Consider the following 13,515-nt stretch of genomic DNA (forward strand, 5'->3'; position numbering starts at 1 on the left):
ATCTATGTATATGCTTTTACAGACGGATCACCATCTCATCTAACGGCATTCTGTCGGTGTGAAGTCTTGACGGATGCGCCGTCTCTGCCGGATATCCGAGCGGAAGCATCGCAGTCGCAACAAGTCCCTTCATCTCCGGGAACAGCTCATGAAGCTTCTCCTGGCTGAACATGCCGACATAGCAGGTTCCGAGACCGAGATCTGCCGCCTGAAGCATCATCTGTATCGCCGCGATCGTCGCATCGATCTCCCCGTGGTTCTTCATATCTCCCTCGCGGTTCCAGGCCTTCGCCGGATCATACGCGACAACAAGGATCACCGGTGCATGGAACTTGCATGCGGTGCACTCCTCTGCTTTCTCCAATGCCTCTCTGCTCTGCATCACAAGAATGCGCTGCGGCTGGAGATTGTGAGCCGTCGGTGCATTGTGACCTGCCTCCAGCACCTTTTCCAGCTTTTCTGCCTCCACCGGGCGATCTGCATATTTTCTAAGAGAATATCTTTCTGCGCATAATTTTTCGAAATCCATAATTGCCTCCTGTTTTGCGGTATTTCAATAAAATAATAATAAGAGCCATCTGCCGGAGTTCCGATGAGATCGACAGGATCTTGTCATCCAGAAGACCTAAAACATGCGGTCCCAGAATAATTCCCGTGAACAGCATACCAATAATACGCGGCAGCCGCAGCCTCCCGCAGATTGCTGCGGCGGAAAGTCCCACTAAAAATATTAACCCAAGAGAGGTCAACATAATTACAGGATCTCCCCATATCGTCCCAGAAAGCTCTTCATTCTCTCATTATCGGATGCGAACACCTTCTCCGGCGTTCCCTCCTCGACGATCACGCCGCCCTCCATGAAGATCACGCGGTGGGAAATATCCCTTGCAAACGCCATCTCATGGGTAACGATCACCATGGCGATATTCAGATCTGCCAGAGAACGGATCACCTTTAACACCTCGGCTGTCAGCTCTGGGTCCAGAGCTGATGTGGGTTCATCGAAGAACAGGATCTTCGGGTTCAGCGCCAGAGCTCTCGCGATCGCCACACGCTGGCACTGTCCTCCGGATAACTGGCAGGGATAATAATCTTCCTTGTCCGCCAGTCCCATCTTCTTTAACAGCTCTCTCGCTTCCTGATATACCGTCTCCTTGTCTCGCTTCTGCACATGGATCGGCGCGTCAACGATATTCTTCAGCACAGAATAATGCGGAAAAAGATTGAAATTCTGGAACACGAGGCCGTACTGGCTCTGGATCTCCTTCATGTCCTTCTTATCCGCGTAGGCCACATGTCCGTCCTTGTCCGTCCATGCCGCTTTTTTCCCAAGATATACGATCTCGCCGCCATCCATCTTCTCAAGCATTGTCGCGCACCTGAGCAGCGTTGATTTCCCGGATCCGGACGGTCCGATGATGGATACGATTTCGCCCTCGCCGATGCTGATGGAGATATCCTTCAGCACAGACAGGTTCTCAAATGATTTTTCTACATGATTTAACTCTAACAGATTCATGATCCACAGACCTCCAGTCCTACCGGTAATAATCCAGCTTTTTCTCGATCCACTCCATAACGACAGCCACGATGAGGTTGAACACATAGTAGAAAATTCCGGCTGCGACAAACGGGATCATATTTGTCTGGGATGCTGCCAGGGCTTTCGCGATCGTGAACATCTCAGCGACACTCAGGGTGAACGACAGGGACGTATCCTTTACAAGTGTGATCACCTCGTTTGTGATCGACGGCAAAATTCGCTTGATGACCTGAGGCAGAATGATCTTGAAAAAGGTCTGAGCTTTCGTGTAGCCAAGGATCTGTGCCGCCTCATACTGACCGATCGGCATCGACTGAATGCCGCTGCGGTAGATCTCTGCAAAATATGCCGCGTAGTTGATCACAAAGCCGATAAAGGTCGCTGTCAGGCGGTAACCGCTGCCGACTTTAATATGAAACAAATAGTATGGTCCGAAATAAACGACCATCAGTTGCAGCATTAACGGAGTTCCGCGCATGATAGAGATGTAAAATTTTACGATCATGCTGACCACGCGATTTTTCGATAAGCGTCCGAACGCCACAATAAGTCCAAGTGGAAGAGAAAACAGCAGCGTGATCACGAAGATCTGCGTACTGATCAGCATACCACTGGCGAGCTGTGCGACCATCTGCCCGATTGTCATTTTACCCATACGATCTTTACCTGCTTTCCTTCATATTCAAGTCGAACGTCCGTGAGACTTGGCGCGTGATTCTGGTCAGCAAAGCTGACATATTCCATACAGAATCACTGCGCATCCTCGCGGAGCGTTTATCTCAGTCAGAGACCTGACTCCCACTGAGACAAATTTGCTATTATTCACCATCTAAAGAGGTGGGAGTCTTCTCGACTGAGATAAATAACTCAAATTACGGGAACTGTTTTCCGGTTCCCGTAATCAAAATTCTTTTACTATTTTAGCCGATATGGGAATGTCTGTCAAACAGCATTTCCATATCCCGCAAGATTTCTACAACTCCGACACGCGCTTACTTTCCGATCGTCGTAACGTCCTCGCCGAACCATTCATCAGAGATCTTTGCTAATGTGCCGTCGGCAGCCATCTCCTCTAACGCTCCCTGTACTTTATCTCTTAACTCTGTGTTGCCCTTCTTAAATCCAACGCCATATTCTTCCTCGGAGAGGGAATCGTCAAGGATCTTAAAATCTGCATTTCTCTGCTTGATCTGGTAGCCTGCAACAATAACGTCCATTGCGACTGCGTCAACCGCGCCCTGTTCGAGATCCATGAATGCGGTATTATAATCCGGTGTCGTTAAAAGCTGGCCGAATGTATTTGCGAGATCCTGATTCTCCTTTAACGCAGCCTCCGCGGAGGAATCGGCCTGTACTTCTACGACTTTTCCCGCAAGGTCAGCCTGACTCTTGATATCGGAATCGTTCGCTACAACGAATACCTGCTTGTTTGCCATATACGGTGTAGTCCAGGTATAATCATCCTCGCGGCCTGTGATCGTAAATCCGTTCCAGATACAGTCGATGTTGCCGGATTCAAGCTCCATATCCTTGGAGTCCCAGGCGACCGGCTGTGCCTTGTATTCGAGACCGAGACGGCTTGCGACTTCTTTCGCGAGATCAAGGTCAAAGCCTGTGTATTCGCCGTTGTCGCCAACAAATCCCATTGGCGGGAAATCCTGATCGAAGCCGACGATCAGTGTGCCTCCTGCTGCTTCTGCCGTCTCCGCAGCTGTCGTATCTGCTGTTGTTGTCTCCTCTTTTTTCTCGGCAGTTGTCTCTGCTGCTGTTGTCTCTGTCTTTGCTCCGCCGCATGCTGCGAGGGAAAGTACCATTGCGGATGCCATAACTGCGCTTAATAATCTCTTTTTCATCATTATTTCCTCCTCTTATCTGTCCTTGATCCGGCTGCCCGGACCAGCTTTTTGTCATATCCGAAAACCGGCCGCATTTTTCTGTCCGGTTTCACCCCTCTGTTTTCATCGTGTTATCATGTTACCATACTAAAGTGTTTTTGTAAAGCTCTTTTTTAATGAATTTTTCAAAAAAATGCGGTATAATCTTTTTTATGCAGAAGAAACTATATCCGTATTTATCTCAGGCGAAAAGACTCCCGCCTCTTTCAGGTGGTGAGTAACAGCAAATTTGTCTCCGTGGGAGTCAGGTCTCCGAATGAGATAAACGCGCTGCGAATTTACTATTTTTAAGGAGGTTCCTGTCTTATGTGTACAGCAGCAACTTACAAGACAAAGGGCTTTTATTTTGGAAGGACCTTAGACTACGAATTTTCCTACGGAGAGGAGATCACGATCACTCCCCGCAATTACCCGATCCCGTTCCGCCATATGGGTACGCTTACATCCCACTATGCCATCATCGGCATGGCGCACATTGCAGACAATTATCCTCTGTATTATGATGCCATGAACGAAAAGGGACTCGGCATGGCAGGACTCAACTTTGTCGGAAACGCCGCCTATGCAGAGCCGGTGGATGGAATGCAGAATGTTGCCCAGTTTGAATTTATCCCCTGGATCTTAAGCCGGTGCGCAACCATTCCGGAGGTCCGCGAAGCACTTGCCCGTATGAATCTTGTCGGAACACCTTTTAGTCCGCAGATGCCTGCCGCAAGTCTCCACTGGATCATTGCCGATAAAAACGAGGCGATCGTTGTGGAATCCATGGCCGACGGACTCCATGTCCATGATGATCCTGCCGGTGTTCTCACAAACAATCCGCCCTTCGATCTGCAGATGTTCCATTTAAATAACTATCTCGGGCTTTCCCCGCGCCAGCCGGAAAATCATTTTTCTCCGGAGCTTCCGCTTGCCACCTACAGCCGCGGCATGGGCGCTCTCGGTCTTCCGGGGGATCTCTCTTCCCAGTCCCGCTTTGCCCGCGTGGCATTCACCCGCGCGAACTCGATCTCCGGTGACAGCGAAGAAGAAAGCGTCAGCCAGTTCTTCCATATCTTAGGCTCTGTGGACCAGCAGCGCGGCTGCTGTGAGGTTGCAGAAGGAAAATATGAGATCACGATCTACACCTCCTGCTGCAGTGCCGAGACCGGAACCTACTACTATACGACCTACGAAAACCACCAGATCACCGCGGTGGATATGAAAAAAGAGGCGCTTGATTCCGATTCCCTGATCCGCTACCCGATGATCCTAAAAGGCGAGATCCGGAGACAGAATTGACGGAAACGTCTGAACGGTTCCATTACAATAAATTCAAAATATATTTTCAGGAGGAATTTCCCATGAATCCCTATGCTTTGATCGATCTGCACTGCGACACGCTCACAGACTGTACCCATAAGGGGCTGACCCCGGACACGCTTGATGATCCGGACCGTGTGCTCTCCCTGAACGCGATCCCGTCTGACGTTCACTGGGCACAGTTTTATGCCATCTTCATCCCGGATCAGTACCGCGGGCAGGCTGCCATCGATTACTACGAAACAAACCGTGACAATTTTAACCGCCAGATGGAAAAATTTCATGACCGCATCTCCCCCTGCCGCTCCGCTTCCGATATGCAAGCTGCATGGGATGCAGGAAAGACGGCTGCTTTTCTGACCATCGAGGGCGGAGCCGCTCTCGCCGGTGATATCACCCGCGTAAAAAAGCTGGCAGATGACGGAGTCCGCTGCATGACGCTCACCTGGAACGGTGAAAATGAGCTCGGTTCCGGCCACACCACCACTCACGGAATGACAGACTTCGGACGGCAGGCAGTCCGTGAAATGGAAGACCGCGGGATCCTCGTTGATGTCTCCCATTTAAACGACACCGGCTACGCCGACCTCTTTGAGACCGCCCGCCGCCCGTTCGTTGCGACCCACTCCAACGCACGCTCCATCTGTTCCCACAAGCGGAACCTGACGGATGACATGATCCGCGAGATGGTCCGCCGGAACTGCCTCATTGGCCTCAACTACTGTAAGAGTTTCATTACCGACGGAGGCATCGGCGATTCTCCCGACGACCTCTACCGCCACATCGAGCACTTTTTCAGCCTCGGTGCCTATGAAAACATCGCTCTCGGCTCTGACTTTGACGGTACGACACTTCCTACATACCTGAACACTCCGGCAAAGGCTGCTGATCTCTACGAATATTTCCTGGAAAAGGGAATGTCAAAGGAGCTGGCAAAGGGCATCATGTTCCGGAACGCAGAAGAATTTTTCAGAAAAAATCTGTAATTTGCATCCGTCTGCCCGCAAATGCGCATCATCGGCACGTTAATGCCTTTTGTGTAGCAGGGAATTCCTCGAAACTTTCTGTTACACAAAAAGGGCGTGTGAAAAATGAAGCTTTATTCTTCACACGCCCTTCGCGTCCGATCCGGTTTTGTTTCAGGATCATTTTTTTAATTTTTTCAAGGCTCCCTCAATTCCGCCTTCTACCAGAATGCAGGCATCCGAAAATATCTGCGACGACCGGACAGGACTGTCTTTCTGGCACTCAATTGACAACTTGGGGGATTTGTCAAAAAATCAACCTCAGACGATCTTCATCTCTTTCAGGCTTCGCACCCCGATTCCGGCTTCATCTCCAACCGTCAAATAGCCATCCTTCAGCACATGACATGTATCTGCCATATCCGGCTGGGTCGCATAGCAGGTGATATCATTGGACATCGTAGATACCGGAAGGGACGATGCAAGATGAAGGCAGACAGCTCCATTGATCTGTGTATCGTATGTACTGGTCACTACACAGCGAATTCCTGCGGATGCCGCAATTTCTGAAATCGTAACAGCATTTTGGATTCCTCCGGTTTTGACAAGCTTCAGAACAAACACATCAGCCGCCCGCTCATATGCATACCGGACTGCCTCCTGGACCGTATTGATCGCTTCGTCGACTCCGATCACAACACCGGTATCCCGTTTCAGCTGCTTTATCCCATTAAAATCATGTTTATCAAGCAACTGTTCATACATTTCCAAATCCAGATCACAGGTCTTTCGAATAAACTTATATGCATCCGAATAGCTATATCCCGCATTGGCATCCACGCGAAGTTTCATTTCATATCCAACAGCATCCCTGACTGCGCAGACCCGGCGGATATCTTCTTCAACATCCGTACCAATCTTCATTTTTATGCTATGGTACCCTTGTTCCCGATACTGGACCGCCTTTTCCACCGCCTCATCAATTCCCATGATTCCAAGATGGCGGTTGATCATAACCTTCTCCCGCAGCTTCCCACCGAACATCTGGTAAAGAGGAATCTTCCGCTCTTTCGCTGCAAGATCATAAAAAGCAGCCTCCAACGCCATCTTGGCCGCTGCATGCTCCGGGAGCTTATGATTCCATCGATTTCTGGCTTCCCACAGATCTGCCGCATCTACTCCTATGATTTCCGATATAAGTTCCTTCTCAAGTACATACTGTACAAATTCCGGCGTTTCGCCGGTAAATTTCGGGAGTGGAGTCGCCTCGCCCCAGCCACAGAGCCCATTCTCGTCTGTAAGCTTTACGATCACGTGACCTCTTATCTGTGCCGGACGTCCATAAGCCGTTGCCAATACGATTGTTTTTCTGTGCAGCAAAAACACCTCTGCTGATACAACTTTTCCCATAGGTCAAATCTCCTTCCTCTAATTCTGTCTCCTTATACGGGAAAAAGCAGGTTTCCCTGCTATTTCCGTTGTTATTCCGTGTCTTTTTATCATACCTGCTGTCAGATCCGCTCTGCCTGTTCCTGAATCTCCCTAAGTCCCATGCAAAGCCGGTTCTTCATTCGCAGATACTCGCTTCCCGCCATTACATAAACATCTAACGGCGTATTATCCTTTGTGATTCCCTTGCAGCGTCCAATCGCTCCAAAGATCCCAAATCCATCACCATAATCATGCAGATACGGTGCTTTTCTGCAGTAAACGATATGGAGCAGCTTTCCCACTGTCTCCTTCAGAAAGAGATCACTGTCCTCCATACTTTCCGCGCGCTCGGCCGCCTTTTCCAACGCCTCTTTCGTTCTGTTCCATTCAGCGCAGATCTCCGTCGTGTCAAACTCCGGTGCCAATCCGGACAATGTCTTCTTTAATCTGCCATCCAAATCTTCTAAAAAGACTGGAATATTTACAGGAATCATCTTTGCGCTCTGAATATCATCCAGCATTTCCATGTTGATCTTCGCATCACGCATCATGATCTTCTCGTCGAGTTTATCGATCGTATCTTTCGGGGTATGCCACCATGGTCCGCCGCTTGGGCAGTCTGACAGGCGTTTTTCCGGAAGCGGTTCATATTTTAACATGATCGTGATCGGCACATAGGCCCCCCAGAAAGACTGATCTGCTCCACGGATCATCGGAATATACACATCGGGTCTCTTTCCCGTGTACTTTTCGATTAGGTCTGCTGTATAGGAAATGCCCTCAGAACCTGCTGTCCGTGCTACGATCTGCTCTGAGTTTTTGCACCCGGTCAGATCCAGATTCACATGCGCCACACAGTTCTTTCTGAGATCTGCGTAATGGCTGTCACAATACCATGTGGATCCGGAGAATCTTCCATCTGAATGACCGGACCACCATGCGATCCGTACTCCACGCTTTAATTCCGACCGATGTGCATAAAGCACTCTCGCATACTCTAAAAGGATCGCATCGCTGACCGCGTTATCTGTAATTCCCTCGTACCAGGAGTCGTAGTGACCGGAAACAAGCACAAAACTGTCACTCTTTCCCTTGATATCAACAGCCACCATGGAACTTCTGCGGATCTTTGTCTCCATTTCAATCGTGACTTCAGCATCCATTTCTCCTGCTGCCATCTTTTCGATCAGCGCTTCTCCGTCCGCACGTCTGATTCCCGCTGACGGAAGGAATTTCATATACGCAGCCTCATCAAAATCCGGTGTTCCCCATATCATCCCAATATTGCTGTGATGAATATAGTCACCTTTTGTTGCACAGATATGCAGTACTGCTTTGGCTCCTGCCTCCATTGCCCTTCTCACAAAAACGCCCTTGGATTCCCACGTCAGAACGATTTTGTCGCGAAATGACTCAAAACGATCTTTTTCCTGATTCTTTGTGAGTCCTTTTTCCTCGCTGAGAGAGTCATAATACAACGTTCCCTGAAGGCTGTCTGCTTCTGCACTGTAAACATCTCCGACTAACGGATATTCCACTCCGTCAACTTTCGCGAATGCCCGCACTGGGAGGCTGAAAAAGCCATCATACTCACAATGCTCAAACGGAATTCCATACTCCGAAAGCTTTTCTTCCAGATAAGAAACCGCTGCCTCTCCCTCTGCTGTTCCGCTATAACGGAATAGATGATTGAATGTTCCAATCGTCTCCAGCATATTTTTACTGTTTAATTCTTCAAGAAGACTTTCCCTTAATTGTCTCATCTTAACCTCCGATGCCTATTAGAACGGTCCATAATGGATCATCTGTGCTACGATCATTGCAATGCATGCAAGAACGACCCAGCTTGCAAATACTTTCTTCATGAATTTCATCCATGTGCCATAGGATACACCTGCTGCCATAAGGTTTGCCATCAGCGCTGAGGACATTGGAATGATATAGTTTCCAAGTCCGTCACCAAAGTTGAACGCAAGAACAACGGTCTGTCTTGTCATTCCGATCAGGTCTGCAACCGGAACCATAAGCGGCATAACGGCAGCAGCCTGTCCGGAACCGGACGGAATAAATACGTTGATCAGAACATTCGCGATAAACATCATCGGTCCCTGGATAAATGCCGGGCATGCCATCAGAACATTTGCGATCGCGCGTACAATTGTATCGATGATCTTTCCATCAGAAAGTACTTTGGAAATCGCTGTCGCAATACCAATCATGATGGCTGCTGTCATCATCTTTGCTGCGCCCTTGCTAAAGTGTCTTGCAATCTCACTTGGCATCATACCGCCGACAATTCCACCGGCAACTGCAAGCCATACAAACGCAACTGCTGTCTCCGTATTGCCCCAGCCAAGTTTGATGCCGCCGTAGACCTGAACAAGGACACTTGCAAAAAATACGATCAGTACAAGGATCTGACGTACTGTGATCGTTGCTTTTTTATCTACGCTTGTATCCAGTCCTTGTTTTCTTGCATTTTCTTCTAAGTCATATACAAGACTGTTTTTCGGATCTTTCTTTACCTTCATCGCATACGTAACGATAAAGTATGCATTCAGCGCAAGGAACACTGCGCAGAGCACTAAACGATAGCCGATTCCGGAGAAAATCGGGAGATCTGCGAATCCCTGCGCGATCGCTGTTGTTGCCGGAGCTACCGGTCCAATACTCTGGCTGCCACCTGCCGCAAGAACAACAATAGCCACCGCAACCAGCGCATCATATCCACACATACGACAGAACAGGACAAGTACCGGAATAAATCCAATCATACTGACCGGGTTTTGGCGCATACCGTAAATACCAAATACGATGATTGTTCCGATCAGCAGCAGCTTCTCACTGCTTTTATACTTGTGGATCATAATATTGATTGCTGCGTCGAACGCGCCTGTCGCAAGAATTACTTCGATGGAAGCCGCGCTGAAGATCGTCATCCAGATCAGACTTGAGCCCGCCAATGCTTTCACTATGTAGTTCGGAATTTTAAAGAAACTTACCGGACATTGTTCAACCCATGTGAAAGAGGTCGCGTCAACGATCATTTTTCCTGTTGCCTCATTCTTCACTCTGGCAAATTCTCCTGCCGGGATGATATATGTCATAGCTGTTGCAAAAATGACAATCATTACCAGAATAACAAATACGTGAGGAATTTGAAATTTTTTCTTCTGACTCATACATACAACTCCTTTTCTTCTTGACTTCTCGAGGGGCCTGATCAGGTTTTCTTTTGTGGCTTAACTATAGCAAAATTTCTTACTATTTCGCTATAAACAATGTCACATTGTAATAAATGTTACATTTTTTCTTGTTTTACTCTATAAAGCTATACTTCTTGACAATTTTTAGGCATAATGATAAACTTTTTCATAACTGTATGATGTATTTCACTTTCATATTTTTAAGCTGGAGTCCCGGCATTCCCCGCATTTTAAGGAGGTGTTTGGCTTTGGAACGAGAATACTGCGTAAATTTCGAACCATATATCAACGACGAGCTTTCCGAGCTCGTAAAAACATATGGGTACCGCATTGAGGTGCCTGCTAATACCTACTATATTAAACCCGGTCAAAAGCTTACAGAAATCACTTATATTGCAAGTGGCTCAACCTCCCACTCCATGTTTGGGCTGACCGGGCAGGAAAAGATTTCCTACATTCTCAGTGCCGGATGGTTTCTTACGGAAAGTCTGTTTGCAAATAAAAAAATGTTTTCGATCGCAGAGCGTTATACCTCTGCGCTGACTGATCTTGTTTTATATAAAATTGATGCCAATGCATATGATATTCTGATTGAAAAAAAGGTGTTTCGCGATGCCATCATCCGCAGTCTGAGCAATAAGCGGGCATTCTTACAGCGGGAACTTGAAAGTGTAACTCTCGAATGCGTGAAAGAACGTTTGAAAAATTTCTTTGTTCTCCTGTCCGATCCGGCATCCAGCAAAGACCGCACCTGGTATCCGTTGAGCCATTATTACACACATCAGGAGATTGCCTCTATTATAGGAACAAACCGTGTGACGGTGAGCCGCCTGATCAGTGAACTGGCCCGCGAAGACTTTCTCCGTGTCATTAATAAACGGGTGGAACTCAACAGCATCCATATTACGGATTGATCGTGATCTCACCTTTGATATCTAAAGTAAAACAGATCTGGTATTATGTGTAAATACCAGATCTGTTCTTTTATTTCTTATTCTCTATCTTGTTTCTCCATCTCGTACATCAGCGCGATCATATGTTTTATGGATGCCTTGTAGTCATCCAGCTTCATATTTTCATTCGGTGCATGATGGTTTGCATTTGTATTTCCTGGTCCTACGCCAACGATCGGCATATCCGGCCATGCACGGTGGAAATAGATTGCCGGGCCACTGCCAAGCGCTGTCGGCTCGATCACCATCGGTTTGTCATAAACTTCCGCCGCGGAATGTTCCAGCCATTTCTTTAACGGAATATCCACGCTGGTACGGACCGGAGTATTTCCACCTCTGCGTACGACTTTTACATCTCCAAAACCATGCTTTTTCAGGTGTTCCCTCAGCTGTTCTTCCACCTTATCCGGAGACTGGTTCGCAACCAGATAAAATCCGATCCGCGCGTATGCTTTGTGCGGCACGATTCCTCTGGCTCCATTGTAAAGCTCACCGGCTTCCAGACCGCAGACTGACATGGATGGCTCCATATAGATCTGCTTTTTCAGTTCCAGCCCACTGCTTCCCCGCAGGAATGAGGTCAGTCCCAGTTTTTCCAACTGGATCTTTTCATTATATGGGAATGCATTTAAGATCTCTTCGTCCTTTTTCGTCACCGGAAGGACATCATCATAGAACCCCTCGATCGTGATTCTCTCATCCGCACTTTTCAGACTTGCAAGCGCCCATACAAGCCGCCAGGATGCACTTGGAACATATGTCCCCATTCTGGCATGAACATCTTTTTTCGCAGTTTCTACCGACAGTTCAAAGCTCACACTTCCCCTGACGCCGAATCTCGCCCATGGTCTTCCTTCTTCATCGCGGCGCCCATTTTCCCACAGGCAGACGTCTGCTTTCGATAATTCTTTAAACTTTTCTGATTGTTCTCTGGAAAACTTTGATAAAGACGGGCTGCTCGTCTCCTCATCGCCCTCAAACAGGAATTTTACATTGATCGGCAGCTTACCCTCCACTGCAAGAATCGCTTCCACCGCCTGAATTCTTGAGAGAAGAGGGCCTTTATTATCCGACACACCTCTCCCATAAAGGACACCGTCACGGATCACCGGTCCAAACGGCTCGTTGGACCACAGCTCATGTTTCCCCTCTTCCACGACATCGTAGTGATTATAGAATAACAGAGACGGATGTTTATCTCCATCCTCCCCGGAAACAGAAGCTGAAATTAAGGCATTTCCATTCTCCACTTTCTGAAATTCGTGCGGAATTCCCACTGCACTTAACTTCTTGTCGATCCAGTTTCTTGTCTCTTCCAATCCAGTCTTGTCCCCTGCTACACTGCGGTGGGAACAAAATTCCTTCATTTCCTCCATCATGCGATCAAAATTCTGATCGACATAATCAAAAATTTTCTTCATGATCATTCCTCCCGGTCTCTTTCTTTTCCTTCATGATATCGGAATCCAGTTTAATTTTCTATATGAATTGCTACAGTGTAGCATGGGTTACATTTCCACTTATCATCTGAGCATCTCGCCGGCATTTTCTTTCTGACATGAGCAAAAGAGACAGTACGGATCTCTCCACACTGTCTCTTTCCTTCTTCTATCTTATTTCACATAATGGATCCTGCTCTGATCGAACCGATCCTGCTGGGTCCGCTCCTCATCCGGATAGCCAAGAGCAAAGATGCCGAAGGCACGCTGTCCCGCCGGGATTCCGACGATCTTCTCTACATCCTTCATCCGTTCCTCTCTCGGAGCTACGCCGAGCCATACGCCGCCAAGTCCGATCTCATCCGCTGCAAGCCACAGGTTTTCCATCATGATGCTCATATCGATCTGTGCAAATTCCGGTAGATCGCACTCCTCACGGTATGCGGTCACGATCGCTACCGGTGCTTTTCCTGCCGGCGCGGAGAACGGGCTGGACTCTCCGAGCTGTTTTAAAACTTCACGGTTTTCTACTACATAAAACTCCCACGGCTGCTGATTCTTCGCGGACGGTGCTGCCATCGCTGCCTCCAGAATATAGCCGATATCTTCATTTGATACAGCCTCATCTTTAAATTTACGAATACTTACACGGTGAAATAAATCTGCCATTTTTAAACCCCATTTTCTTTCTTGATATATTATAATTCTCAAAAACTTTGCTATTCCCGGACAGCTAAACTGAAGACCGTTATAGCCAGCTATTTTCCGGGAAAAATTCCCA

The 13,515-nt window shown here is 47.9% G+C and carries 13 protein-coding genes; 3 read left to right on the top strand and 10 right to left on the bottom strand.

The genetic code is table 11. The features are described 5' to 3' along the window. Positions 1-16 precede the first annotated feature (16 nt). The 5 genes from DW826_RS02170 to DW826_RS02190 form a co-directional block, all read right to left on the bottom strand. Positions 17-529, bottom strand: a complete 513-nt coding sequence (locus tag DW826_RS02170) for a nitroreductase family protein (protein WP_117551881.1) — start codon at positions 527-529, stop codon at positions 17-19. Beyond that, positions 489-752 (bottom strand): cation:proton antiporter, encoded by a 264-nt coding sequence (locus DW826_RS02175; protein WP_347472267.1) that lies wholly within the window; start codon positions 750-752, stop codon positions 489-491. The genes DW826_RS02170 and DW826_RS02175 overlap by 41 nt, the downstream gene beginning before the upstream one ends. 2 nt (positions 753-754) lie before the next feature. Further along, on the bottom strand, positions 755-1,519 hold the full coding sequence (locus tag DW826_RS02180; RefSeq protein WP_117551882.1) for an amino acid ABC transporter ATP-binding protein: 765 nt from the start codon (positions 1,517-1,519) through the stop codon (positions 755-757). A 19-nt stretch (positions 1,520-1,538) separates the two neighbouring features. Beyond that, positions 1,539-2,189 (bottom strand): amino acid ABC transporter permease, encoded by a 651-nt coding sequence (locus tag DW826_RS02185; RefSeq protein ID WP_347472269.1) that lies wholly within the window; start codon positions 2,187-2,189, stop codon positions 1,539-1,541. Between the two features lie 346 nt (positions 2,190-2,535). Then, complete coding sequence (locus DW826_RS02190; protein WP_117551884.1) at positions 2,536-3,396, bottom strand: amino acid ABC transporter substrate-binding protein; 861 nt, start codon at positions 3,394-3,396, stop codon at positions 2,536-2,538. Between the two features lie 348 nt (positions 3,397-3,744). Here DW826_RS02190 and bsh point away from each other — a divergent pair, with 348 nt between their 5' ends. Together bsh and DW826_RS02200 are read left to right on the top strand one after the other, a co-directional pair. After that, complete coding sequence (gene bsh / locus DW826_RS02195) at positions 3,745-4,719, top strand: choloylglycine hydrolase (protein ID WP_117503550.1); 975 nt, start codon at positions 3,745-3,747, stop codon at positions 4,717-4,719. A gap of 62 nt (positions 4,720-4,781) precedes the next feature. Further along, positions 4,782-5,726 (top strand): membrane dipeptidase, encoded by a 945-nt coding sequence (locus DW826_RS02200; protein ID WP_117551885.1) that lies wholly within the window; start codon positions 4,782-4,784, stop codon positions 5,724-5,726. Between the two features lie 300 nt (positions 5,727-6,026). Here DW826_RS02200 and DW826_RS02205 read toward each other — a convergent pair whose 3' ends face one another. The 3 genes from DW826_RS02205 to DW826_RS02215 form a co-directional block, all read right to left on the bottom strand. Then, complete coding sequence (locus DW826_RS02205) at positions 6,027-7,115, bottom strand: mandelate racemase/muconate lactonizing enzyme family protein (protein WP_117515007.1); 1,089 nt, start codon at positions 7,113-7,115, stop codon at positions 6,027-6,029. 101 nt (positions 7,116-7,216) lie between these two features. Beyond that, positions 7,217-8,899 carry a M28 family peptidase gene (locus DW826_RS02210; protein ID WP_117551886.1) on the bottom strand — a complete coding sequence of 561 codons (1,683 nt, stop codon included), beginning with the start codon at positions 8,897-8,899 and terminating at the stop codon, positions 7,217-7,219. 18 nt (positions 8,900-8,917) lie between these two features. Next, positions 8,918-10,318 carry a Na+/H+ antiporter NhaC family protein gene (locus tag DW826_RS02215; RefSeq protein WP_117515014.1) on the bottom strand — a complete coding sequence of 467 codons (1,401 nt, stop codon included), beginning with the start codon at positions 10,316-10,318 and terminating at the stop codon, positions 8,918-8,920. 272 nt (positions 10,319-10,590) lie between these two features. Here DW826_RS02215 and DW826_RS02220 point away from each other — a divergent pair, with 272 nt between their 5' ends. Next, complete coding sequence (locus tag DW826_RS02220; RefSeq protein WP_181967959.1) at positions 10,591-11,256, top strand: Crp/Fnr family transcriptional regulator; 666 nt, start codon at positions 10,591-10,593, stop codon at positions 11,254-11,256. 77 nt (positions 11,257-11,333) lie between these two features. Here the strand turns inward: DW826_RS02220 and DW826_RS02225 are convergent, their stop codons facing one another. Both DW826_RS02225 and DW826_RS02230 read right to left on the bottom strand, forming a co-directional pair. Next, positions 11,334-12,716 carry a M20/M25/M40 family metallo-hydrolase gene (locus DW826_RS02225; RefSeq protein ID WP_181967960.1) on the bottom strand — a complete coding sequence of 461 codons (1,383 nt, stop codon included), beginning with the start codon at positions 12,714-12,716 and terminating at the stop codon, positions 11,334-11,336. Between the two features lie 192 nt (positions 12,717-12,908). Then, positions 12,909-13,403 carry a nitroreductase family protein gene (locus DW826_RS02230; RefSeq protein WP_015552946.1) on the bottom strand — a complete coding sequence of 165 codons (495 nt, stop codon included), beginning with the start codon at positions 13,401-13,403 and terminating at the stop codon, positions 12,909-12,911. Positions 13,404-13,515 lie beyond the last annotated feature (112 nt).

This window comes from Clostridium sp. AM34-11AC, from assembly GCF_003435375.1.
Taxonomy (GTDB): domain Bacteria; phylum Bacillota; class Clostridia; order Lachnospirales; family Lachnospiraceae; genus Pilosibacter; species Pilosibacter fragilis.